Genomic DNA, 24510 nt, shown 5'->3' on the forward strand with positions numbered 1-24510 from the left:
CTGCACTGATGCCGGCCACGCCCACCCTGCCCACGCCCGCCCAGGCGCTGGCGATCGCGCAATCGCTGCTGTCCGCCCGCTATGCCGGCGCCGCCTTCGGCTTCGCCGCCGGTTCGATCCTGCGCGGTGCAGGCACGCACCTGTCCGACATCGACCTGGTGGTGGTCTACGACAGCCTGCCGGCCGCACACCGCGAGTCGTTCCTGGCCGAGGGCGTACCGGTCGAGGCCTTCGTGCACGATCCGGGCACCCTGGCCTGGTTCCTCGATGACGATGCCGCCCGCGGCCGCCCCAGCCTGCTGCACATGATCGCCGAGGGCACCATCGTCGGCACCGCGACGGACGCGGCCCGCGCGCTGCAGGGCCAGGTCGCCGCGCGGCTGCAGGCCGGGCCAACGCCGCTGACGCCGGCGCAACGGGACGCGCTGCGCTACGAAATCACCGACCTGATCGACGACCTGTGCGGCGAGCGCAGCGCCGCCGAGATCGTCGCGATCGGCGCCCTGCTACATCAGCGCCTGGCGGAGCTGGCGCTGCGCGGGCGCGGCCACTGGTACGGCAGCGGCAAGTGGGTTCCACGCCTGCTGGCACGAATGGACCCGGCCCTGGGCGCACGCTTCGACCAGGCCTTCGCCGCCCTGTTCGCCAACACCGACTGCACGCCGGTGCTGGCGTTGGCGCAGCAGGAACTGGCCATGCACGGCGGCCGCCTGTTCGACGGCGACCGCCGGACCGCGCCGGCGGACTGGCGCGTGTAAGCCCCGGCCTCAGCCGTGGTAGTGGGCGATGGTGTCCTCGATGCCCTTGCTCAGCTCCATCACCTTCTGCGCGTACTCGGCCAGGCGATGGTCTTCCGGCGTGGCCGGGTGCCAGGCCGGTACCGCGGTCGGCCGGCCTTCGACGCCGTCCAGGGCCACGAACACGATGATGCAATGGGTGCACAGGCGCGGCTCGCCGCCCATCGGATCGCGGGCGCGCACCTCGATGGCGAAATGCATGCTGCTGGTGCCGGTGTGGACCAGCTTGGCGCTGACCGTGACCATGTCGCTGATGCGGATCGGCGAAACGAAGCGGATGCCGCCCACCGCCACGGTCACGCTGTAATGGCCGCTCCAGCCCACCGCGGCGGCGTAGCCGACCTGGTCGATCCACTTCATCACCACGCCGCCGTGGACCTTGCCGCCGTAGTTGACGTCGATCGGCTCGGCCAGGAAGCGGAAAGTCAGTTCGCGTTGCGTGCCGCTCATCGGAAATCCATGCAGGGGAGGAGGCCGCAGTCTGCCATGCGCGGGCGGCGCCGGCCGCATCGATCGCAGCGAAGATTCCCCGCGCGTGCCGAGCAATGCATCACATTGCAATTGATAATTATTATCATTAATATTTCACTCAGCTATCGCCGCGATCACGCGCCGTAGCCGTCTCCCCTCCCCCTTCTATCGTCAACGCCTTGAGCGGTCGTCAGGACCCGACAGGGCGCTGCAAACACCTGCCATCGACACCATGCCCCGCACGCGTTCGCCTCGCCAACTCCCCCTGTGCGCACTGTGCCTGTTCGGCCCCGCGCTGGCCCCGCAGACCGCGTCTGCGAACAACGACAGCGCCACGGTGCTGGATACGGTCACGGTGACCGCCCCCCGTGCCACCGGACTGAACCCGCGCACCGTCGAGGCCGGCAGCTTCCGCGGCGCCGACATTCTGGATGTGCCTTCCACCGTCAACGTGGTCACCCGCGAGGCGTTGGACCTGCAGGCCGCCGGCGGTCTCTACGATGCGCTGCGCAACACCGCCGGCGTCACCCGGCAACAGAACGGCGGCGATACCTGGGACCAGTTGGTGATCCGTGGCATCGCGGTGGAGAACCGGACCAACTACCGGCTCAACGGCGCGATGCCGATCATGAACTTCTCGCAGGTGCCGCTGGAGGACAAGGAGCGCGTGGAAGTGCTCAAGGGCGCCTCGGCGCTCTACTACGGCTTCACCTCGCCGGCCGGCGTGGTCAACTTCGTCACCAAGCGCGCCGGCGCCACCCCGGTCACCCGCGTCGGCCTGACGCTGGACCAGAACGGCACGGCGGTGGGGAGCGTCGACGTGGCGCGCCGCTTCGGTGCCGAGCGCCAGGTCGGGGTGCGCGTCAATGCCGCTGGCGGCGCACTGGGCTCGTACCTGGACGGGGTCGGCGACGGCAGCCGCCGCTTCCTGTCTGCCGCGCTGGACTGGCGCATCGGCGATCGGCTGCTGCTCAAGGGCGACGTCGAATACGACCGCCGCCGGGTCACCGAACAGGCCGCGGTGAACCTGCCCACCGCCGTCGGCGGCACGATCACCTTGCCGCACCCGGTCGATCCCACCCGCCTGGTCGGCCCGGACTGGGCGGACTTCGACGCCACCACGCGCAACGCGTTGCTGCGCGCCGACTACGCGCTGGCCGACGGCTGGGCGCTGACGGTGGAAGCCGGCCACTCGGAGATGGCGCGCGATCGCCGCCTGGCGATCTTCCGCTTCTCCAACAACGCCGGCGTCGCCAGCGGCGAGGGCTCAATCCGCGGCAACCTGCAGCGCCACGCGGTGGATTCGGATCTGCTGCGCGCCGAGCTGTTCGGCACGTTCGCCAGCGGCCCGATCGCGCACGAGCTGACGCTCGGCGCCAGCCGCACCGACAAAGGCCAGGATCCGATCTACCAGAGCAACTACGTCATCGCCTCGCAAAACCTGTACGCGCCGCGCGTGATCACCAAGGTCAGCTACGGCGCCCGCCCGACCACGCCCACCACCGCGGCGCTGGACACCGAGGACACCGGCCTGTACGCGCTGGACCGCATGCGCTTCGGGAAGAACTGGCAGTTGATCGCCGGCCTGCGCTACGCGCGGTACCGCAGCGACCAGGGCAGCGCGCACTACACCGCCAGCGAGACCACGCCGATGCTCGCCGGCATCTACAAACTGGGCGACACCCTGTCGCTCTACGCCTCCTACGCCGAAGGCCTGGAGGAAGGCGAGGCCGCGCCCGCCGGGACCGCCAACGAGAACCAGCGCCTGGCGCCGGGCGTCAGCAAGCAGAAGGAACTGGGCCTGCGCTGGCAGGCGCCGGGCGGCACCCTGCTCTCGGCGGCGCTGTTCGACATCCGCCGCCCTGGCTACTACACCAACAGCGACAACGTGTTCACCGCCGACGGCGAGCAGCGCTACACCGGCATCGAGCTGTCCACCCAGGGCCAGCTGACCCGCCAGCTCGGCTGGCAGACCTCGGCGCAGTGGCTGGACCCGCGCTTCGCGCAGATCGGCCCGCGCTACGACGGCAAGTTGCCGGAAAACGCCGCGCGCCGCACCGGCAGCGCGTTCCTGACCTATGCCTTCGACGCGCTGCCCGGGCTGTCGCTCAACGGCGGCGCCTACTACACCGGTCGCCGCCCGGTGAACGACCTCAACCAGGCCTGGCTCGGCGACATCACCTTGCTGAGCGTGGGCGGCCGCTACGTCACGACGCTGTTCGCGCGGCGCACCAGTTGGCAGTTGAACGTCGACAACCTCGCCGACAAGCGCTACTGGGCCGGCGCCGGTACCCGCCTGGCCGCCGGCGCACCGCGCACGCTCAAGTTCACTCTCAAGATCGACCTGTGAGGCGTGCCGGTCTCTGGTCCATGCGCTCGCTGCTCGTGCTGCTCGCGAGCGTGGGCGCCGCCAAGGCCGCGCCGGATACCGCCCCCGCCGCACCGCCGACGCCGGATGCCGCGTTGCCGGCCTATGTCCCCCGCGTCGTGCGCGTCGACGCTGCGGCGCCGTATCTGCGCGCCGACGGTGCCGTCCGCATCGCCGGGGCCGAACACGTGCAGGCCATGGTCGAGGGCTTCAACGCGCTGTTCGCGCGCCACCATCCCGGCGTGCGGTTCGCCGACGAAGGCCAGGGCACCAGCAGCGCGGTGCCGCTGCTGATGTTCGGGCGCACCCTGTTCGCGCCGATGGGCCGGGCGATCAATCCGATCGAAAAGGTGCCGTACCGCAAGATCGTCGGCACCGAGCCGCTGGACATCCGCGTAGCGCACACCGCCGGCAGCGCCGCCGGCGGCCTGGCGACGACACTGGCGGTGTACGTCAATCGGCGCAACCCGCTGGCGCAGCTGAGCCTGGCACAGTTGGCGCAGGTGCTGGCGGTGGGCAATCCCGACGGCGACGTGTCGCACTGGAGCCAGCTGGGCCTGGACGGAGACTGGGGCAGCCGCGCGATCCAGCCCTATGCCACGCTGGAGTACAGCGGCTTCGGCGATTGGCTGCAGCGGGAGGTCCTGCACGGCCGGGCGCTGGCGCCGCGCACCCGATACGCATCCGACAGCACCAGCCTGCTGCAGCGCGTGGCGACCGATCCCGACGGCATCGCCGTGGCGGCGATCGGGCTGGAGAATGCGCAGGTGCGCCAGCTGCCGCTGCTCGGCCTGCACAGCGGGCGCGCGCTGGCCGGCACCGCGCAGGAGGTGGTGGATGGCGACTACCCGCTGGGCCGGTGGTTGCATTTCTACGTGCGCCGCGTGCCCGGGCAGCCGCTGGACCCGCTGGCGCAGGCGTATCTGCGCCTGGTGCTGTCGCGCGAGGGCCAGGCCATCATCGCCATGCAGTCGGGCGGCTACCTGCCGCTGACGGCCGAGCAAGCCCGCCGCGAACGCGAAAAACTCGACTGACCGCCATGCCCAGGCCCCACGTTCCGTTGCCGTTCCTGCTGCTGCCGTTGCTGCTGCTCGCGTGCCCCGTCGCCGCGACCGCCGGCGACCTTCCCGCCGACGTAGCGCGCCCGATCGCGATACCGGCAGACGCTTCCTACCTGAGCCATGACGGCGCGGTCACCATCGTCGGCAACGACGGCATGCAGGAGGTCATCGACCGACTCAATGCACTGTTCGTCCGTCACCACCCCAACGTGCGCTTCGCCACGGTGATGCGCGGCTCGTCCACCGGCATGCCGGCGCTGGCCGCCGGGGCCACGCTGTTCGCGCCGCTGACCCGCGACATGTGGCCCGGCGACCGCGCCGCGTTCCGCCAGTTGCACGGCTACGACGCCACGCCGGTCCGCATCGGCTACAACGGCTACGGACCGCGTCCGCCGCACAAGACCCCGCCGGCGGTCTACGTGCATGCGGACAATCCACTGCCGGGTTTGACCCTGGCGCAGGTCGCGCGGATCTTCACCGATGGCCACGCCGGCGGCGACCTCACCACCTGGTCGCAGCTCGGCCTGGGCGGCGTCTGCGCCGAGCGCCGGATCCACGCCTACGGCCTGCGCGACGATGGCGGCTTCGCCACCGGCCTGCGCATCGCGCACCTGGGTGGGCGGCCGTTCGCACTCAAGTACGAGCCCCTGCCCTCGCGCGAGGCGGTGATCCGCGCCGTGGCCACCGATCCCTGCGGCATCGGTCTGTTGGGCTGGATCGACGCCATGGCGGTGTCGTCGCAGGTGCGCGTGCTGCCGCTGGCGGACGCACCGGGCGAGGCCTTCCACGGCCCCGACCATGCCTCGGTGCGGCAGGGCCGCTACCCGCTGTCCGCCGCCGTGCAGTTCTATGTGGACCGTGCCCCCGATCGTCCGCTCGCGCCACTGGTCAAGGAGTACCTGCGGCTGGCGCTGTCGCGGGAAGGCCAGGCGATCCTGGAGGCGCAGCGCGATTCGGAAGAAGGGTACGTGCCGCTCAGCGCCGAAGACCTGCAACGCGAACGGCGCAAGCTGGACGCGCTGTAGCGGCGCCGGCACGCACGTCAGCACGGCGCCGCGCCGCCGGCAGGGGCGCGCCTGTGGAGGCGCAGCAGGACGCCTTGCGACCATGCGCTGGGGCGAACCAGCCGGCCAGCGCCACAGCGCATCGGCCGTGCGCAGTGCCGCGCTGCGCCGAGCAACGACGCCGCCAGCGTGCCGCCGCCGCACGCCGGCGGTCGACGCGGTCGGCTACGCCGCGACCAACGCCGGGTTGTCGCGCTTGCGGACGCACAGCCACGGGAAATGCGGCTGGCGCCAGCGCAGCGCGCGCAGGCAACGCACCGACAGCCGGCGCGGATCGAACAGACGGCGCAGCACGATGCCGTCGAGCGCCGCGTCAGTGTGCTGGTGATAGTGCTGCGCCAGATCCGCGTGGCCCAGGCCGCTGAAGTACTGCAGGCTGCGCGCGGCGCTTGCCTGGGCCTGCGCCGCATCGGCGTAGAACGGGCTGTCGAGGATGTGCAGCTCGCCGTCGTGCCGCAGCAACTGCAGCAGGCGCGCGATCAGCGCATGCGGATCGGCGAAGTACTGGATGCAGGCCGGCACCACCACCACATCGAACCACTGCGCCGGCAGCGGCAAGCGAAAGATGTCGCCGGCAACGAAGCTCAGCCGCGGCTCGGCGGCGAACACCCGTGCCGCCTGCGCCAGTTCGGTGCGGTTGACGTCCACGCCGCAGACCTCGCGCTGCAGACCGCTGGCCAGGCGATGCGCCAGCCAGCCGTTGCCGCAGCCCAGTTCCAGCAGCGGACCATCGCCGCCGCGCGCGCGCAGGTGGCGCAGCAGGCGCCGGCAGGATTCGGCGCGCACCCGCCATTCGTGGCTGGCGCCGAGCGCGCCGGGCGGCTGCGGCAGCGTGCGCACCTGGGTGTCGCTGTAGAGCCGGCCTTCGCGGCGGCGCAGCTCCAGGTAGCGCTGCTCGAACGGGTCATCGGGCAACGCGTCGTGCACCAGCACACCCGCGTGGAGTATCAGTCCCGGCAATTGCCGCAGCTGCGCGCGCAGGCTGTCCGCAGGCGTGCGCACGGCAGCATCAACGCACCTGGCCGGCACTGTCGACCGGCGGATCTTCCAGGCCGACATTGCTCGGCGCCGCCTCGTACACGGCGCGGTCGAGCAGGCCGGTCTCCTTGGCCACCAGCACCGGCACCAGCATCTGCCCGGTCACGTTGGTCATGGTGCGCATCATGTCCAGCACGCGGTCGATGGCGTACAGGTAACCGATCACCTCCAGCGGCAGGTTGGCCGCGCTCAGCACCACCGTGGCCATCACCACCGCGGTACCGGGCACGCCGGCGGTGCCGAAGCTGCCCAGCACCGAGGCGATCAGCACCACGAAGTACTGGTTGGCGGTCAGCGGCACGCCGGTGTACTGGGCGATGAACACCGCGCACAGCGCCGGGAAGATCGCCCCGCAGCCGTCCATCTTGATGCTGGCGCCCAGCGGCACCGCGAACGCCGCATAGTCCTTGTTGACGCCCAGGTTATGGGTGATCGAACGCAGCGCCACCGGCATCGCGGCGAAGCTGGAGGAACTGACGAAGGCCACCTGCATGCCCGGCGCGGCGCCGCGGAAGAACTTCCACGGGTTCAGCCCGTGCACCAGCAGCAGGCCGCTGTACACCACCACGATATGGATCGCGCAGGCCAGGTACAGCGCCAGCACGAAATTGCCGAACGGCAGCAGCTTGCCGAAGCCGTAGCCGCCGACCAGCGCGGCGATCAGGCCGAAGGTGCCGAGCGGGGTCATCTCCAGCACGAAGCGGGTGACCTGGATCATGATCTCGCTCATCTGCTTTGTGAGCTTGCGCGCCTCGGCCACGCGCTCGCCGAGCTTGACCATGGCAAAGCCCAGCAGCGCGGCGAAGAAGATCACCGGCAGGATCGACCCGCGCCCGGCCGCCAGCACGGTCTCGCCGGCGGCATTGGTCTTGGTGCCGATGCCGGTCAGCGCATAGAACGGGTTGGACGGGACCACGTCCAGCAGCACCTGCACCGGGCTGGGCACGTCGCGCGGGGTCCAGGCGCTGTCCACGCGCAGGCTCAGGTGGCCGGCGCCGGGCTGCAGCACGGTGCCCACGGCCAGGCCGACGCCGACCGCCAGCGCCGCGGTGACGATGAACCACAGGAAGGTGCGCCCGCCCAGCTTGGCCACCGACTGCTGCCCGTGCAGGGCCGAGATCGCGTTGATGACGGCGAAGAACACCAGCGGCACCGCGATCATCTTGATCAGGGTGACGTACAGGTCGCCGAGCGGCTTGAACCAGGTTTCCGCGGTCGGGCCCAGCGCCCAGCCGGCCAGGGCGCCCAGCACGAAGCCGGCGACCACGCGCTGCCAGAACGGAATGCGTAACCAGGCCGTCACCAGTTTCATCGACGCTGTCCAGAAAGATCGGGGGCTTCGCACGATAGCGCACCCCGGCAGCAGCGGCGACGCCATGGCTGGAAAGGCGCCATGTCATCGGCGTGCCTTCTCGCAGCCGGCATAATGCGGGGGACTTCGTGTTCAGGACCCGTTCCGCGTATGCGCCTTCCCGTTTCCGCCCTCGCCGCCGCCTCCACCCTGCTGCTGGGTGCCTGCGCCAGCACGCCGCACGCACCGGCCGCCAGCGCCAACGTCGCGCCGATCGTCGTCCCCGCCGTGGCCCATCCGGCCGGCGAGACCCCGGCCTGGTGGTACCGCAGCGGCGCCGCCAAGGCCGCCAACAATGGCGCGATGCGCGGCAAGGCCAAGAACGTGATCCTGTTCCTGGGCGATGGCATGAGCCTGACCACGGTCGCCGCCGCGCGCATCCTCGACGGCCAGCGCAAGGGCGCCTCCGGCGAGGAGAATCAACTGGCGTGGGAGGCGTTCCCGGCCACCGCGCTGAGCAAGACCTACAACACCGATTCGCAGACGCCGGACTCGGCCGGCACCATGACCTCGATCACCACCGGGGTGAAGACCCACATGGGCGCGATCGGCGTGGCCGCCGGCAAGCGCGACGCCTGCGCCGACAGCCTCGGCAAGCAGTTGCTGAGCTGGCTGGAACTGGCCGACAGCGCCGGCATGGGCACCGGCATCGTCACCACCACCCGCCTCACCCATGCCACCCCGGCCGCGACCTACGCGCACGTACCCGAGCGCAACTGGGAAAGCGATGCCGACCTGCCGGAGAAGGCGGTCACCGAGGGTTGCCGCGACATCGCCCAGCAGATGGTCGGCGCGCGCTTCGGGCGCGGCCCGCAGGTGATGCTGGCCGGCGGCCGCGGCCAGTTCACCACCGTCGAGCAGCGCGACCCGGAGTACGACGACAAGGTCGGCCTGCGCCTGGACGGCCGCGACCTGGTCGGCGAATGGCGCCAGCGCCATCCGCAGGGCGCCTACGTGTGGACCCGCGGGCAACTGGAAGCGGCGCAGCACGCGCCGGCGCTGCTGGGCCTGTTCGAGCCGGACCACATGCAGTTCGACCACGACCGCGACCGCAGCACCAACGGCGACCCGAGCCTGGCCGAGATGACCCGCGCCGCGATCCGCACCCTGTCGCAGGACCAGAACGGCTACGTGCTGATGGTCGAAGGCGGTCGCATCGACCACGCGCACCACGCCGGCAACGCCTACCGCGCGCTGGACGAGACCATCGCCCTGTCGCAGGCGGTGCAGGCTGCGGCGGACGCGACCTCGGCCGAGGACACGCTGATCATCGTCACCGCCGACCACTCGCACACGCTGAACTTCGTCGGCTACCCGCAGCGCGGCAACCCGATCCTGGGCAAGGTGCGCGGCACCAGCGGCGAGGACGCCAACACCGGCGACCTGGCGCTGGACGGCAACGGCCAGCCCTACGCCACGCTCAGCTACGCCAACGGCCCCGGCTACACCGGCGCCAGCAACCAGCAGCCGGCCGGGGTCAAGACCTTCCCGCATGCGCCGAGCAACTTCGAGCCGGCCAACGGCCGCCCGGACCTGACCCACGTCGACACCGAAAGCCCGGACTTCATGCAGGAAGCCCTGGTGCCGACCAAGGCCGAGACCCACGGCGGCGACGACGTCGGCATCTGGGCGCGCGGCCCCGGCAGCGCCGCGTTCCGCGGCAGCCTGGAGGAGAACGTGATCTACCACGTGATCGTGCAAGCCACGCCGACGCTGCGCGCGCGGCTGTGCCAGGCCGGCACCTGCAACGGCGACGGCGTCCCGGTGGAACTGCCCAAGCCGACGGCGTTCATGAGCAGCGCCGCCACGGCGCAATGAGCCGGCCACCGCTGCACGTCGGCCGCCTGCGCATGGCGGCTGGCGTCCTTGCGCTGGCCGCGCTCGGCACCGTGCAGGCGGCCGCGGCCCAGCCGGCCGCCGAGGCCTGCCGGCTGGGCGACCCGAGCACCGGGCGGCCGATAGTGCCGGACTGCCGGCTCGGCGCCGACGGGCGCCTGGCGCTGACGCCGCAGGCGCTGCGGCGGCTGCACTTCGATCGCGACGGGCTGGCGCTGCTGAGCGTCGGCGCACGGTTCTATTACGTCCGCGCCGATGGCCGCAGCCTGCCGGTGATCACCTGGGACAACGCTGCGGACGGTTTCACTGAAGGCCTGACCCGCGGCATCGTCGACGGCCGCATCGGCTTCTACGACCGGCAATTGCGCGAGGTGATCGCGCCGGTCCACGACTTCGCCTGGCCGTTCGAGCACGGTGTCGCCCAGGTCTGCGACGGCTGCCGGGCCGGCACTCCCGACGCCGACGGCCATACGTCGATGCAGGGCGGCCGCTGGTACTCCATCGATCGCCACAACCGCGAAGTGCCGACGCCGACGCGCTGAGCCGATCACCGTGCGCGGCCTGGCCGCGTTGTCACGGACAACGTCGCCAAGGCTGGTCCTCTGCAACGCATCTCCTGCTGCATCTCCCGCGACGTCGCGGGAAGCGCATCGGCCGCGAAGTGAGAAATCCCCGCGTCGGGACTGAAGTCCCTCCCACAGGGGGCTAACTCACCTTGCGCTGCTTCAAGCGTCGTGGCGCGCTGGCCGCAGGCCGCGCTTCGCTTGCTGGCGACGGACAGCGAGCGGGCGCCCCGCTGAGCAAGCAGTCTGGATAGTCCCCAGCACCGAGAACGGCACTTGTGGGAGGGACTTCAGTCCCGACGCGTTGAGCTGAAAGGCGTCGGGACTGAAGTCCCTTCCACAGAACGCTAGCCAACGTTTGCGCTGTTTCAGACGGCGTCGCGCGCTGGCCGCAGGCCGCGCTTCGCGTGCTGGCGACCGACATCGAGCGGGCGCCCTGCTGAGCAAGCAGTCTGGATAGTCCCGAGCGCCGAGAACGGCTCTTGTGGGAGGGACTTCAGTCCCGACGCGTTGAGCTGAAAGGCATCGGGGCTGAAGTCCCTCCCACAACGCTGCTCAGGCTCAAAGACATCGCCCTGGTCGCGCATCGCGCTGGCAAGCGCTTGCGTCTACAGTGACGCGATGGCTCCGCGCGTCTCCACGCCCCCCTTGTCCGCCCTCGCCGCCGCACTGCCCGATCCGGCACCGGCGCCGCTGCTGCTCGGCTTCAGCGGCGGCCTGGATTCGACCGTGCTGCTGCACCTGCTCGCGCAACACCCCGCCTACCGCGACGCCGGCCTGCGCGCACTGCATGTGCACCATGGCCTGCATGCCGACGCCGACGCCTGGGCCGCGCATTGCGCGCAGGTCTGCGCGGCGCTGGCGGTGCCGCTGCAGGTGGTGCGGGTGCAGGTCCCGCGCGACAGCGGCGACGGCCTGGAAGCGGCGGCGCGGCAGGCGCGGCGCCACGCCTTCGCGCAGGCGCTGCAACCCGGCGAATGGCTGGCGCTGGCGCAGCACCGCGACGACCAGGCCGAGACCTTCCTGCTGCGCGCGCTGCGTGCCTCCGGCCCGGATGGCCTGGCGGCGATGCAGGCGCTGTCCGATTTCGCCGGCAGCCGCCTGTGGCGGCCGCTGCTGTCCCAACCGCGCAGCGCGCTGCGCGCCCATGCGCAGCGGCATGGCCTGCGGTGGATCGACGATCCCAGCAATGCCGATCCCGGCTTCGACCGCAACTTCCTGCGCCTGCAGGTGCTGCCGCTGCTGCGCCAGCGCTGGGCGCATGCCGACGCCGCCCTCGCCCGCAGCGCGCAGCTGTGCGCCGACGCCGGCGCGCTGCTGGAGGCGGACGACCGCGCGGCGCTCGACACGCTGCAGGACCGCCCCGGTGCCCCGCTCCCGCTCGCCGCGCTGCGCGCCCTGCCCGCGGCGCGGCGCGCACGCGTGCTGCGACGCTGGGTCGCGCAGGCCGGGCTGCCGCCCTTGCCGGCGGCCGGCCTGGCCGCGATCGAACGCGACCTGCTGCAACCGCGCGCCGATGCCGCGGCGCAGTTCGCCTGGCATGGCGCCTGCGTGCGCAGCTGGCGCGACACGTTGTACGCCGAACGCGAGCTCGCGCCCTGGCCTGGCGACTGGCAGGCGCAGTGGGACGGCCGCGCGCCGCTGGCGTTGCCCGATGGCCGCCGCCTGCACCTGCAGGCCGACACGACGCTGGCCTTCGACACGCCGCTGCTGGTGCGCGCACGCCTCGGCGGCGAACGCCTGCGCCTGCCGGGGCGTGCGCAGTCGCAGTCGCTCAAGCACCTGCTGCAGACGCAGGCGCTACCGCCGTGGCAGCGCCTGCGGCTGCCGCTGCTGTTCGACGCCACACAGCTGCTGGCCGCCGGCCCGGACCTGCTGGCCGCGCCGCTGCACGCCTGGCTGCAGGCGCACGCCGCGCGCCTGGTGCTGGACCCGCTGCCGGTGGCGGCACCCGCGTCGCATTGACCCTGCTGCCGCCGCCGCGCACACTTTCGCCATGCCCAAGAAGTCCCAAGACGATGCCTCCCCGGTGGCCCGCTTCGAGCAGTCGCTCGAAGAACTGGAAGTGCTGGTGGAGAAGATGGAAGCCGGCGACCTGAGCCTGGAACAGTCGCTCAGCGCCTACGAGCGCGGCGTGGGCCTGTACCGGCAATGCCAGCAGGCGCTGGAACAGGCCGAGTTGCGCGTGCGCCTGCTCAGCGATCCCGAGCAACCCGACAGCGCCGAACCCTTCGATCCCGTGCCGCCCCATGGCGGCTGAGGCGGCGTTCGCGCACTGGCGCGAGCGGGTGGAAGCCGGCCTGCAGGCGCAGTTGCCGGCGGCCACGCTGGCGCCGCAGCGCCTGCACGCGGCGATGCGCCACGCCACCCTCGGCGGCGGCAAGCGCATGCGCCCGCTGCTGGTCTACGCCAGCGGCGCGCTTTTCGGCGCCGAGGCCGCGCGGCTGGACGCGCCGGCGCTGGCGGTGGAACTGATCCACGCCTATTCGCTGGTCCACGACGACCTGCCGGCGATGGACGACGACGCCCTGCGCCGCGGCCAGCCCACCGTGCACATCGCCTTCGACGAAGCCACCGCGATCCTCGCCGGCGACGCGCTGCAGAGCCTGGCGTTCGCGCTGCTGGCCAATGCCGAGGACGCGGCGGCGACGCTGCGCGTGCAGTGGCTGCAGACCCTGGCCGAGGCCGCCGGCGCGGCCGGCATGTGCGGCGGCCAGGCATTGGACATCGACGCCACCGGCCGCGTGCAGGCGCTCGCCGACCTGCAACGCATGCATGCGCTGAAGACCGGCGCGCTGATCCGCGCCAGCGTGCGCCTGGGAGCGCTCGGCGGCGGTGCCGACGCCGCCGCGCTCGCGCAGCTGGACACCTTCGCCACCGCGCTGGGCCTGGCGTTCCAGGTGCGCGACGATATCCTCGACGTGGAAGCCAGCTCCGAACAGCTCGGCAAGACCGCCGGCAAGGACGCGGCGCAGGCCAAATCCACCTATCCCGCCCTGCTGGGCATGGACGGCGCCAAGGCCAAGCTGGCCGAACTGGCGCAGGCGATGCAGGACAGCCTGCACGGCTACGGCGCCGCCGCCGACACGCTGGCGGCGCTGGCGCGGCTGGCGGTCGATCGCGCGCACTGAGCGCAGCGCTGAAGCGTGCGGTTGCCGCACGCGTTGCCACGCAGGAGCGGCGCTGTCAGCGGCAGTGGAATTTCTTGCCGGCACTGATCGCGAGCGAGCCCGCGATGAAGAGAGCCGCTCCTACAGGATGCGTCCCGCAGTTATTAGAGGCACCCTTCGGCCGCGACACGCATCATCGGGAACGCCAGTCGCGGCTGAAGCCGCTCCTACAGGACGACGGTGCGCGTCCGGCGGCCACGGCAAAGCGTGTCATCGGGGCCATCCCGAGCCACGCACATTGCGGCGGATCGCAAGGACGCCGTTGGCGACCTGACACCTTCTTCGCCTTGGCAACCCACGTCGCCGCCATCACGCGCAACGCGCAGCATCCCCGACGCAAGCACGGACACCGCACACGGCGCAGCGCGACGCCATCCTCGAGCCAGCGCATGGCGCTGCCGCGATGCCGCTGCAGCGCGACAGTGCCTCGCTGCGCTGTGCGCCGTCGGTGCCGATACTGAGACCTGGCGCGCGCTTCTCTGGACGAAATCGAAGACAAACGCGCACGCGGCGTGCACGCGCGCAGCACCGGGCTAGTTTGCTTCGGCCCCTGTCTTGGGGCGCCCCTTTTCCACGGAGAGAGACTGCATGAAACACGCATCCCGGATCTCGGCAGCGATCGGCTTCAGCCTGGTCGGCATCATCTCGGCGGCCACCGCGCAATCGCAACTCACGCGCGCGCCCGTGCCGCTGCAGGTCGAACTGACGCCGGTCGCCGATGCCGACGGCCAGCAGCGCGGCCAGATGGCGGTGACCGTCCGCAACACCGGCGAGCAGGTTGCGCGCGTGCCCAAGTGGGAACTGCCGCTGGGCGATCTCGACGCCGCCCTGTTCCAGGTCCAGCGCGACGGCAAGCCGGTGGATTACGTCGGGCGCCTGGTCAAGCGCGCCGCGCCGCGCGCCGAGGACATGGTGGTGCTGCAGCCGGGCGAAGTGCGGCACGCGCAGATCGACCTGGGCCGCGCCTACGACCTGACCCGCAGCGGCACCTACAGCATCCGCCTCGACACGCCGCTGCAGGGCGCCGCGTTCGCCGATGGCGCGCGCATGCTGCGCGCCGACGGCGAGCCGCAGACCTTGTCCAGCACGCCGCTGACGGTGTGGCTGGACGGCGGCCGCGGCCGCGCCGTGCGCAACGACCTGATGGTCGGCCCGCAGGCGGTGGTCAACGGCGTCAACTACGCCTCGTGCAGCACCAGCCAGATCAGCACCATCGGCAACGCGGTGAACGCCGCGCGCACCTACTCGCAGAACGCCAAGACCTACCTCAACGGCGGCAGCACCGGCGCGCGCTACACCACCTGGTTCGGCGCCTACAACGCCAGCCGCTACAGCACCGCCACCTCCAACTTCGTCAACATCGACTCGGCGATCGACCAGAACAACGGGCAGATCACCATCAACTGCGGCTGCAGCGACAGCTCCTACGCCTACGTCTATCCGGACCAGCCGTACCAGATCTACGTGTGCAACGCGTTCTGGAGCGCGCCGCTGACCGGCACCGACTCCAAGGCCGGCACGCTGATCCACGAGATGAGCCACTTCAGCGTGGTCGCCGGCACCCAGGACTATGCCTACGGCCAGAGTTCGGCCAAGAGCCTGGCCACCAGCAATCCGGCGCGCGCGGTGAAGAACGCCGACAGCCACGAGTACTTCGCCGAAAACAATCCGTCGCAGAACTGAGGCTCGCCCTGACCTGATCGCCCCGGGCGCCGACCATCGGCGCCCGGGTGCTTGCGCGATCCCCCCGCACGACGTCGCCACGGCACCCGCCATTCTTCGGTCTGGGCAGTTCAGTGCTGCCGCGAAACATCTGCGCTTCCGGTCCAGTCGCGCACACGCGGATGCGCGCCGAACACCTGCTTGAACCGGCGGCGCACCTTCCCGCCGGGCACAAAAAAGGCCCGGCGCAAAGGCCGGGCCTTCTTGGATGTGTCGCGGGTGCGCTTACTTGATCAGGCGCAGCGCGAACGGGTAGCGGTAGGCGACGCCTTCGTTGGCCTTGACGCCGGCCAGGATGCAGAACACCAGGTTCACCACCCACACCACCGGCATCAGCAAGGCGCCGATGAACACGAAGCTGAGCACCACGCAGATCGCCCAGGCGATGGCGACCGTGATCTGGAAATTCAGCGCTTCCTTGGCTTGGTCGTTGAGGAACGCCTTGGCCGGGTTGTCCTTGTTGATCAGCCAGATGATCAGCGGCACGATGAAGCTGGCGATGATCCCGGACAGATGGGTGATCAGCGCGACCGTGCGGTCTTCCTGCGGCCCTGCCGAGGCCGGCGGCGGCGGCGGGGCGGTGACGTTGTCGAATTCGCTCATCGGTATTCCGTTCCTTTGGTGGTGAAGGACAAGACGTTGGCGCGTCACTCTCGGCGGCCGGCGTAGCGCTGTCAAGCGACCCGGCCGCGCCGCGCTGGGCCTCGCGAAGAGCGGAACGCCCTCGCCGCGCCGGGCGCCACGCTAGCGACCGGCCCCATACGGCAGCGGATAGCGGTAGCGCCGACCGTGCATGGCCCTGGCCGCGGCGCCCAGGGTGAGGCACATCGCCACCAGCAGCATCAGGATCAGCAGCGGTGCGAACAGCAGCGCGGCGCCGAAGATCAACAGACACGGCGCCAGCAACAGCGCGCTCAGCACCGACAGGCCGATGCCCAGCAGCATGGCCTGGCGCGCATGTTCGGCAGCGAAGGGGCGGCCGCGCCGCATCGCCAGCCATTGCGCTCCCGGCAGCAGCCACAGCCCCAGCAGCCACCACAGTGCGTAGACCAGGTGCACATTGACGGCGAGCAAGAAGCCGATCCACATCGACACGTGCGCAAGCGCCGCCAACGCGCGTTCGCGCGCGGGTACCGGTGCGTGGCCGGCGCTGGTGGCGCTGTCCGACTGAGCGGGGAGCATCGCGCGGCATCCTGGCGTGCGTGGCGGCATGGCCGCGCTCAATCGTTGCCGGCCACCGTCATCCTGCCGACCAGCACCGCGCCGATGTGCACGTGCGAACGCACGTCGATGTCGGCCCCCACCGCCTCGATGTCCTGGAAGATTTGCCGCAGGTTGCCGGCGATGGTGATCTCGTCCACCGGATAGGCGATTTCGCCGTTCTCGATCCAGAACCCGCCGGCGCCGCGCGAGTAGTCGCCGGTGACCGGATTGACGCCGTTGCCCATCAGGTCGGTGACCAGCAGGCCGCGCGGCAGGCCCTTGACGATGGACGGCAGGTCGGTCGCGTTGGCCGCCACCTGCAGGTTGTGCACGCCGCCGGCATTGGCGGTGGTCTGCAGGCCCAGCTTGCGCGCCGAGTAGCTACCCAGCACGTAGCGCTGCAGCACGCCGTCGCGCACCAGCGGCGATTCGCGGGTGGCCACGCCCTCGCCGTCGAAGGCGGCCGAGCGCAGGCCGCGGCGCAGGTGCGGCCGCTCGTCGATCGCGAACCACTCGGGGAACAGGCGGGTGCCGGCGCTGTCGAGCAGGAAGCTGGCGCGGCGGTACAGCGCGCCGCCGGACACCGCGCCGAGCAGGTGCCCGATCAGCGAGCGCGCCATCTCCGGCGCGAACAGCACCGGCACCTCGCCGGTCGGCAACGAGCGCGGCTGCAGCCGTGCCACGGTGCGCTCGGCGGCACGGCGGCCGATCGCCGCTGCCCGCTCCAGGTCCTCGCGCGCCAGCGCGCTGCTGTACCAGCCGTCGCGCTGCATGCCGTCGCCCTGCCCGGCGATCAGCGCGCAGCCGAGCGAATGCTGGGTGCTGCGCTCGCAGCCGATGAAGCCGTGCGAATTGGCGTACACCGACAGGCTCTCGCTGCTGCCCACCGAGGCACCGTCGGAATTGCTGATCCGCGCATCGGCGTCGCGGCCGGCGGCCTCGCAGGCCAGCGCCAGGTCGATCGCTTCCTCGGCCTGCAGCGGCCACGGATGCCAGCGGTCGAAATCCGGCTGATCGCGCGCCATCAGCGCCGCCTCGGCCAGGCCGGCGGCCACGTCGTCCTCGGTGTAGCGGGCGATCGCGCAGGCCTGGGCCACGGTGGCCTCCAGGCTGGACTCGTGCAGGTCGGCGGTGCTGGCGCTGCCCTTGCGCTGGCCGAAGTAGACGGTGACGCCGATACCGCGGTCGCGGGTGGACTCCACCGTCTCCACCGCGCCCAGGCGCACGTTGACGTCCAGCCCGCGGTCTTCGCTACAGCTGACCTCGGCCTGGCTGGCGCCGAGCGCGCGGGCGCGCGCCAGCAGCCGTTCGGCGATGTCGGACAGGCGCTCCAGGCGCTGCTGGCTGTCGTCGCGGTGCAAATCGGGGGTGATCGCGTTCAATGCTTTATCCTTGTTGTGCGAATCCCTTCGCCCCTGTCCGGCCGTCCTGGCCGGATCTGTTGATTTGATTTCCAGCCCGATCGAGTAGTACGAGCATGCGCGGACGCGACGAAGACACCGGTGAATTCCGCGGCGAAAGCCGCAGCCAGCAACGCCGCGAGGCGCTGGAAGTGCTGAGCCTGGGCGAGAAGCTGGTGGCGCTGACCCCGGCGCAGCTGGCCAAGCTGCCGGTGCCCGAGTCGCTGCTGCCGCACATCGCCGAGACCAAGCGCATCACCTCGCACATCGCGCACAAGCGGCAGCTGGCGTTCCTGGCCAAGCAGATGCGGCGCGAGGACGAGGCGGTGCTGGAGGCGATCCGCGAGGCCATGGACGTCAACAGCGACAGCGCGCGCCGCGAAGTGGCGGCCATGCACCGGGTCGAGGACTGGCGCGAGCGGCTGCTCGCCGAAGGCGACGCCGCGCTGGCCGAACTGCTGGCCGAGCATCCCGACGCCGACCGCCAGCACCTGCGCCAACTGGTCCGCAACGCCAAGGACGAGCGGCTGAAGAACAAGCCGCCGCATGCCTATCGGGAACTGTTTCGGGAACTGCGCGAGCTGATGCTGGCTGGTGCGTCGGGAATGGGGAATGAAGAATCGGGAATCGAACACGCCGACGACGACGAGGCGTTCGACGACACGCGCGACTGAGGTACGGCCGCGTCGGCTGCGGCGCACGGCCGCCGCCGCACTCCCAGCCCAGCAACGAGCGCGGCACGCTATGAACCTGTCCGCCAGGCCGGCAACGCCGCAGCACACCGCGGCTGTGGCTTTGCCGATTCCCGTTTCCCGATTCCCGATTCCCGGCCTACCCACTCCCGGCTCCTAGGCCGTCCCGCCCACGGTCAGCCCGTCGATCAGCAGCGACGGCTGGCCCACGCCCACCGGCACGCTCTGCCCGTCCTTGCCGCAGACGCCGACGCCTTCGTCCAGCGCCAGGTCGTGGCCGATCATGCGCACCTTCTGCATGGTCTCCGGGCCGTTGCCGATCAGGGTGGCGCCCTTCACCGGCGCGGTGACCTTGCCGTCCTCGATCAGATAGGCCTCGGTGGCCGAGAACACATACTTGCCGCTGGTGATGTCGACCTGGCCGCCGCCGAAGTTGACCGCGTACAGGCCCTTCTTCACCGAGCGGATCATCTCCTGCGGGTCGTGCTGGCCGGCGCGCATGTAGGTGTTGGTCATGCGCGGCATCGGCAGGTGCGCGAACGATTCGCGGCGGCCGTTGCCGGTCGGCGCCACGCCCATCAGCCGCGCGTTGAGCGTGTCCTGCATGTAGCCGACCAGCACGCCGTCCTCGATCAGGGTGGTGCAGTGCGTGCGGGTGCCCTCGTCGTCGACGTTGAGCGAACCGCGCAGGCCGTCCAGGGTGCCGTCGTCGACGATGGTGACGCCGGGCGAGGCCACGCGCTGGCCGATGCGGCCGGCGTAGACGCTGGTGCCCTTGCGGTTGAAGTCGCCTTCCAGGCCGTGGCCGACCGCCTCGTGCAGCAGCACGCCGGGCCAGCCCGGCCCCAGCACCACCTGCATCACCCCGGCCGGGGCCGGCACCGCCTCCAGGTTCACCAGCGCCTGGCGCAAGGCCTCGCGGGCGAAGCCTTCCGGCCGCCCGTCGGCGAACAGCGTGGCGTAATCGTAGCGGCCGCCGCCGCCGGCATAGCCGGATTCGCGGCGGCCCTGCTGTTCGACGATGACCTGCACGTTCAGCCGCACCAGCGGGCGTACGTCGGCGGCGAGCACACCGTCGCTGCGCGCCACCAGCACCGTGTCCACGCCACCGGACAGGCTCACCATCACCTGCTGCACGCGCGGATCGGCGGCGCGCAGGTACTGGTCCAGGCGCCGCAGCAGCTCCACCTTGTGCGCGTTGTCCATCGCGTCCACCGGGTCCAGCGCCGGGTACAGCGCGCGGCCGCCGCCGCGCTGCAGCGCCTGCGCCGGCTGCGCGCCGCCGTCGCGGGAGATGGCCCGTGCCGACTGCGCGGCGGCCAGCAGCGCGTCGCGGTGGATGTCGTCGGAATAGGCGAAACCGGTCTTCTCCCCGGAAATCGCGCGGACCCCCACGCCCTGCTCGATGGAGTGGGCACCGTCCTTGACGATGCCGTCCTCCACGCTCCAGCTCTCGCGCCGCGAATGCTGGAAGTACAGGTCGCCGAAGTCGATGCCGGGGCCGAGCAGCGTGCCGAAGGCGCGCTCCAGGCTGGCGGCATCCAGGCCGGCGGGAAGCAACAGGCGGGTTTCGGCAAGACTCAGGGCGTGATCGTTCATGGGCTCAACATGGGGGACGAAGGCGCGCAGCGCAAGCGGCGGGCGGCACCGAACGCGCATGGCCAGCGCCCCGCGGGTATCTGTGCCGTCGCCACGTCCCTTCCGTAGGAGCGGCTTCAGCCGCGACGGGCGTTACAGCCGCTGCAGCCGCTCCTACGGACGGCACGGGCTCTAGGGCGTACCCGCCGGTGCCGGTGGCGGTGCCGGCGGCCGCGCCGATTCGCGCTCGATCACGTCCACCTTGGGATCCTTCCATGGCCCGGTGACCCGATAGGTGCGCGCGCCGATGTTGCCCAGCGGCTTGCCCAGCACCGCATTGGCGGCGGCGCCGACCGCCGCGCCGACCGGCCCGCCGGCCACCGCGCCGACCACGGTCAGCAGGTTGCCGGACTTGGGATTGACGTCGATGGTCTGGTCGAACTGCTGGGTGCGCAGATCGGCCTCGCCGCGCACCTTGATCTCCGCGGCCGGGCCATCGATGACCAGGTTGTCGCTGCGCGCGATGCCGTCGCCGAAGCGGATCTGGCCGTCGATGCGGTTGAAGGCGAAACCCTTGGAGAAGAAGTCGCGGAAATCGAACATCAGCCGCCGCGGCAGCTGCGCCACGCTGAGCAGGCCGAGCACGCGCCCGGCGCCCGGGTTCAGCTCCAGCAGCTGGCCGTTGCGCGCGGCCACGTCGAGCTGGCCCTGCACCGTGGCCAGTTGCAGGCCGGCCGGGGTGCCCGGCCAGGCCGCGCTGAGCTTCAGCTGGCCTTCGCCGCCGCGCACCTGGCCGCCGAAATCCAGGTTCTGCATCAACTCGCCGAGGTCGCGGCTGTCGACATTGGCGTCGAGCTGGGTATGCGCGGTGGCCCCCTTGCCGCGCCAGTCGCCGCTGATGTCGATCTTCTGCTTGTCCGAGCGCAGGTGCAGTTGGTCCACCTGCATGCCGTCGGCGAGCTTGCGCGTGCGCAGCGAGGCGGCGCCGAGGATGACCGGGCCGAAGCGCAGGTCGTCCACGTCCAGCGCCAGCGCCGGGATCGTGGCCGGGTCCAGGGTGTCGGCGAACGGGCCGGCCGGGACCGGGCCGGCGCTGCCGGCCACGCCGCGGGCCGGGGTGGCGACCACCGCGGTGGCCGCGCCGTCGGCCACCGGCAGCGCCGCGGTGGCCGAGCGCCAGTGCACCCGCGCCAGGCGTCCGCCGAGCACGCCGCCGTCCTTGGTCGGCACGCTGAGGTCGCCGGCCAGGGCCGGGCCGTCCAGGTGCACGTCGATGCTGTCGGCCTGCGGCAGCAGGCGCAGGCGGGTGTTGTCGAACACCCCGCCCAGCAACAGCAGGTGGTCGGCGAGGATGTCGATGCGGCGTAGCGGCATCGGGTCTTCGCCGCCGTTGGCCGCGGCGGCGTTCGGATCGGGCCGGCTGACCACGCCGATCCAGTCGATGGCGTTCAGCGCCGCGGTACGACCGGTCACGACCAGGCCGCTGGCGGGCGGATCGTCGGCGACGTGGTCGCTGCCCATCACCACGCGCACGCCGGTCTTGCCGCCCTGGCTGCGCGCGGCCAGCGCCATCAGCTTGCCGAAGACCACCTCGATGCGGCCGCTGCCGACCGGCAGCGGCACGTTGACCGAGGTCGCCAACGGCGTCGCCGGCGCCTTGTCCATCGGCGCCGGCATCAACAGCTCGGTGCCGACCAGGTCCGAGCGCAGCTGCAGCCGGGTCGGCGGCTGCGCGCCGCCGTCGGGCGTCTTGGGCAGGCCGACGCCGATGTTCCAGCGCGAGCGGCCCTGCACGTAGGGCTTGAGCCAGGCCAGGTCCGGCCCCCGGTCGAGCAGTTCGTTGGCGTCCAGCGACGCGCTCAGCGCCGCCTCGAAGGCCTGCTGCGGATCCTGCACGCCGTCGCCGGCGCGCAGCGCCAGCTCGCCCTGGTGGCCCTGGTAGGTCACGCTCAGCTTCTGCGCGGCGAACCCGGTATCGCTGTAGGTGGCGCTGCCGCGCATGTCGTCGAAGGCCAGGTCCCAGCGCTTGTCGGCGATGTGCGCGCCGAGCAGGTCGACCGTGCCGCGCAGGTGGTGGGTGCCGATATCGGCACGCAACGGCTGCAGCAGGTCGAAGGTGACATCGGCCGGCCCCGAGGCGCTGAGCGCATCCAGGGTGTCGCCGTAATGGGCATGCAGGGGACTCTGCCGCAGCATCGCCAGCAGCTTGCCGGTCTCGGCGCGGGTGCTGGCCAGCACGCTGAGCTGGCCTTCCTTGTAGTCGGGCAGCGTCGCCGACAATTGCTCCACCGGCACCCCGCCCATGCTGCCGCGGCCGCGCACCTCGAAGCCGTTGCCGATGAAGGCGACGCTGGCATCCACGTTCTCCACCGCCGGCCAGTCGCGCTGGAAGCGCACCTTGGCGTCCTCCAGCCGCGCGGTCGCCTCGAAGCGGCCGTTTTGGTCGGCGAACGGCCAGTCGTCCAGGTCGCCGGAGACCAGCGCATGGCCATCGCGCAGGCGCCCGCCCTGCAGCGCGGCGTCGAGCCAGTCGGTGGCGGCCTTGCTCATCTTGGAATGGACCCAGAATGTCTTCGCTGCCACCACCGGCGCGTCCTGCAGGTCGGCGGCCAGGTCGATCCACGGCCGCGAGCCGTCGCCCTGGAAGCGCAGCCCGCCGCGCACGTCGGCGCCGTAGTCGCTGCCCTGCACGCGCAGGCCCGGGGTCGCCACGCGCAGGCCATCGCCGTCGCGGAACGCCACGATGCGCCCGGCCAGTTGCACCTGGTGGACCACGCCGAAGCCGCTGGGCCAGTCGACGCGGACCGGACTGCCAGCGTCCAGCGCCAGCTCGCCGGCCTGCGCATCGCCGTCGAAGCGGCCGCGCAGCCCGCTCACGCCCGGTGCGCCGCCGGCCGGCGCGAACGCCAGCTCGGTCAGCCGGCCCTGGCCGTACAGCGGGCCGCCGGGCACCCCGCTCACCGCCACCTGGGTCAGTTGCAGGCGCGGCCGCGCCACCGTCAGCCAACTGCGCAGACCGGGCGAGAGGCGGTCGCTGAGCCCGGCCACCGCGATCAGCGGCGTCGCGTCGAGGTGGTCGCCGAACAGGGCGAAGCGGCGCCCGCCGGCCACGGTCAGGCCGTCCAGGCGCTGCAACGGCAGCCCGGCCTGGCCGAACTGCAGCTGCGGCGCATCCAGCCGCCAGCCGCCCTCGATCTGGCGCCAGCGCGCCTTCGCCCGGAAGGTGGTGAAGGTGAGCGAAGGCCGGGTACGGCCGTCGGCCAGTGGCGCGCCGCGCAGGCGCAACTCGCGCAACGTGGCATCCACGGTGACCCCGGCGACCCGGTGCTGCTGCAGGTCCAGCCAGGCCTGGACTTCGCCGACGCCGCCCTGCAGTTCGATGCCGCCGGCATGCAGCAGGCCGGCCCAGCCGGCCAGCTCCGCCGGGCGCACCGCCAGATAGGCCTGGCCGTCGCCATGGCGGCGGTCCAGGTCCAGCACCGCGGTCAGCGGCGCCTGCTGCAGATCGCTCCAGCCCTGCACGCCCACCTGCAGGCGCTCGCCGTTCACGCGCATCCGCAGGTCGATCTTCGGCACCTGCGCTTCCAGCCCCAGCGACGGAGCGTGCACGCGCAGGCGGCCGTCGATGACCTGCAGTTCGCCCAGCCCCTGCAGCGCATCCAGCGGATCGCCGCCCTGCCCCGAGGTCGGCAGGCCCTGCACGCTCCAGTTGCCGTCGTCGCCACGCAGCAGGGTCAGCGCCAGGCCACGCAGGCGCAGTTCGGTGAACGAGCGCCCAGGCAGCAGTCCCGCGTACATCGACACCAACACCTCGGCCTGGCCGATGCGCACACCGTCGCCGGCGCCGATGCGCAGCCCGTCCAGGCGCAGCAGCGGCCCGCGCCGGGTCCACGCGGTCTCCAGCCGGTCGAAACGGATCGGCCGCCCGGCGCGCTCGCTCAGCCACGCCGCCACCTGCTGCGGGTGCCGCTCGACGAACGGCAGCGCCTGGCTCAGCGCGCCCACCGCCAGGGCAACGCACACCAGCCCGATCGCCGCCGCGTAGAACGCGAAACGGCGAGCCAGGCGCAGGCGGCGGCGCAGGGGGGTGTGCATCAGGCGCGGGGAGTGGGGAATCGGGAATGGGGAATCGCAAAAGCAGCACACGAACCGCTCATTGCCACGTGAAATTCGGCAAAGGAATCCGGGAATGCATC

The 24510-nt window shown here is 71.5% G+C and carries 19 protein-coding genes; 11 read left to right on the forward strand and 8 right to left on the reverse strand.

The window, feature by feature from the left end; translation table 11 throughout:
• Nucleotides 1–8: 8 nt before the first annotated feature.
• Complete coding sequence (locus NKJ47_RS14730; RefSeq protein ID WP_254458585.1) at nt 9–758, forward strand: nucleotidyltransferase domain-containing protein; 750 nt, start codon at nt 9–11, stop codon at nt 756–758.
• 9 nt (nt 759–767) lie between these two features.
• Here the strand turns inward: NKJ47_RS14730 and NKJ47_RS14735 are convergent, their stop codons facing one another.
• On the reverse strand, nt 768–1247 hold the full coding sequence (locus NKJ47_RS14735) for an acyl-CoA thioesterase (RefSeq protein WP_254458586.1): 480 nt from the start codon (nt 1245–1247) through the stop codon (nt 768–770).
• Nucleotides 1248–1500: 253 nt separating this feature from the next.
• On the opposite strand from NKJ47_RS14735, the gene NKJ47_RS14740 reads away from it, so the two are divergent.
• The 3 genes from NKJ47_RS14740 to NKJ47_RS14750 are packed head-to-tail and all read left to right on the forward strand — an operon-like array spanning nt 1501 to nt 5722.
• Nucleotides 1501–3618 (forward strand): TonB-dependent siderophore receptor, encoded by a 2118-nt coding sequence (locus tag NKJ47_RS14740; protein WP_254458587.1) that lies wholly within the window; start codon nt 1501–1503, stop codon nt 3616–3618.
• Between the two features lie 20 nt (nt 3619–3638).
• Nucleotides 3639–4670: a PstS family phosphate ABC transporter substrate-binding protein gene (locus NKJ47_RS14745; protein ID WP_254458588.1), complete on the forward strand. Its 1032-nt coding sequence runs from the start codon at nt 3639–3641 to the stop codon at nt 4668–4670.
• A 5-nt stretch (nt 4671–4675) separates the two neighbouring features.
• Complete coding sequence (locus tag NKJ47_RS14750) at nt 4676–5722, forward strand: PstS family phosphate ABC transporter substrate-binding protein (RefSeq protein ID WP_254458589.1); 1047 nt, start codon at nt 4676–4678, stop codon at nt 5720–5722.
• 204 nt (nt 5723–5926) lie between these two features.
• On the opposite strand, the gene NKJ47_RS14755 is transcribed toward NKJ47_RS14750, so the two are convergent.
• On the reverse strand, nt 5927–6763 hold the full coding sequence (locus NKJ47_RS14755) for a class I SAM-dependent methyltransferase (RefSeq protein WP_254458590.1): 837 nt from the start codon (nt 6761–6763) through the stop codon (nt 5927–5929).
• A 7-nt stretch (nt 6764–6770) separates the two neighbouring features.
• Nucleotides 6771–8111 carry a dicarboxylate/amino acid:cation symporter gene (locus NKJ47_RS14760; protein WP_254458591.1) on the reverse strand — a complete coding sequence of 447 codons (1341 nt, stop codon included), beginning with the start codon at nt 8109–8111 and terminating at the stop codon, nt 6771–6773.
• Nucleotides 8112–8261: 150 nt separating this feature from the next.
• On the opposite strand from NKJ47_RS14760, the gene NKJ47_RS14765 reads away from it, so the two are divergent.
• The 6 genes from NKJ47_RS14765 (at nt 8262) to NKJ47_RS14790 (ending at nt 15402) form a co-directional block, all read left to right on the forward strand.
• Entirely contained in the window at nt 8262–9968 is a 1707-nt protein-coding gene (locus NKJ47_RS14765; RefSeq protein WP_254458592.1) for an alkaline phosphatase, read from the forward strand.
• On the forward strand, nt 9965–10528 hold the full coding sequence (locus NKJ47_RS14770) for a WG repeat-containing protein (protein WP_254458593.1): 564 nt from the start codon (nt 9965–9967) through the stop codon (nt 10526–10528). Before NKJ47_RS14765 ends, NKJ47_RS14770 begins: the two co-directional genes overlap by 4 nt.
• A gap of 642 nt (nt 10529–11170) precedes the next feature.
• The gene (gene tilS, locus NKJ47_RS14775; RefSeq protein WP_429002436.1) at nt 11171–12514 is read left to right on the forward strand and encodes a tRNA lysidine(34) synthetase TilS; all 1344 of its coding nucleotides are present in this window, start codon (nt 11171–11173) and stop codon (nt 12512–12514) included.
• A gap of 31 nt (nt 12515–12545) precedes the next feature.
• Entirely contained in the window at nt 12546–12809 is a 264-nt protein-coding gene (locus NKJ47_RS14780; protein ID WP_017909613.1) for an exodeoxyribonuclease VII small subunit, read from the forward strand.
• Nucleotides 12799–13680, forward strand: a complete 882-nt coding sequence (locus NKJ47_RS14785) for a polyprenyl synthetase family protein (RefSeq protein WP_254458595.1) — start codon at nt 12799–12801, stop codon at nt 13678–13680. The genes NKJ47_RS14780 and NKJ47_RS14785 overlap by 11 nt, the downstream gene beginning before the upstream one ends.
• 627 nt (nt 13681–14307) lie before the next feature.
• Nucleotides 14308–15402 carry a M35 family metallo-endopeptidase gene (locus NKJ47_RS14790; RefSeq protein WP_254458596.1) on the forward strand — a complete coding sequence of 365 codons (1095 nt, stop codon included), beginning with the start codon at nt 14308–14310 and terminating at the stop codon, nt 15400–15402.
• Between the two features lie 264 nt (nt 15403–15666).
• Here the strand turns inward: NKJ47_RS14790 and NKJ47_RS14795 are convergent, their stop codons facing one another.
• From NKJ47_RS14795 to pmbA, 3 genes are all read right to left on the reverse strand, one after another.
• The gene (locus tag NKJ47_RS14795) at nt 15667–16044 is read right to left on the reverse strand and encodes a DUF4870 domain-containing protein (protein WP_254458597.1); all 378 of its coding nucleotides are present in this window, start codon (nt 16042–16044) and stop codon (nt 15667–15669) included.
• A 141-nt stretch (nt 16045–16185) separates the two neighbouring features.
• Nucleotides 16186–16623 carry a DUF4870 domain-containing protein gene (locus NKJ47_RS14800; protein ID WP_254458598.1) on the reverse strand — a complete coding sequence of 146 codons (438 nt, stop codon included), beginning with the start codon at nt 16621–16623 and terminating at the stop codon, nt 16186–16188.
• A 38-nt stretch (nt 16624–16661) separates the two neighbouring features.
• Nucleotides 16662–18026 carry a metalloprotease PmbA gene (gene pmbA, locus NKJ47_RS14805; RefSeq protein ID WP_254458599.1) on the reverse strand — a complete coding sequence of 455 codons (1365 nt, stop codon included), beginning with the start codon at nt 18024–18026 and terminating at the stop codon, nt 16662–16664.
• A 95-nt stretch (nt 18027–18121) separates the two neighbouring features.
• Here pmbA and yjgA point away from each other — a divergent pair, with 95 nt between their 5' ends.
• A complete protein-coding gene (gene yjgA / locus NKJ47_RS14810) occupies nt 18122–18718 on the forward strand; it encodes a ribosome biogenesis factor YjgA (RefSeq protein ID WP_254458600.1) in 597 nt (198 codons plus the stop codon).
• Nucleotides 18719–18892: 174 nt separating this feature from the next.
• On the opposite strand, the gene tldD is transcribed toward yjgA, so the two are convergent.
• Together tldD and NKJ47_RS14820 are read right to left on the reverse strand one after the other, a co-directional pair.
• The gene (gene tldD / locus NKJ47_RS14815; protein ID WP_254458601.1) at nt 18893–20335 is read right to left on the reverse strand and encodes a metalloprotease TldD; all 1443 of its coding nucleotides are present in this window, start codon (nt 20333–20335) and stop codon (nt 18893–18895) included.
• Nucleotides 20336–20506: 171 nt separating this feature from the next.
• Nucleotides 20507–24409 carry a YhdP family protein gene (locus tag NKJ47_RS14820; RefSeq protein WP_254458602.1) on the reverse strand — a complete coding sequence of 1301 codons (3903 nt, stop codon included), beginning with the start codon at nt 24407–24409 and terminating at the stop codon, nt 20507–20509.
• Between the last annotated feature and the right edge of the window lie 101 nt (nt 24410–24510).

This window comes from Xanthomonas sacchari (genome assembly GCF_024266585.1).
Classification (GTDB): domain Bacteria; phylum Pseudomonadota; class Gammaproteobacteria; order Xanthomonadales; family Xanthomonadaceae; genus Xanthomonas_A; species Xanthomonas_A sacchari_C.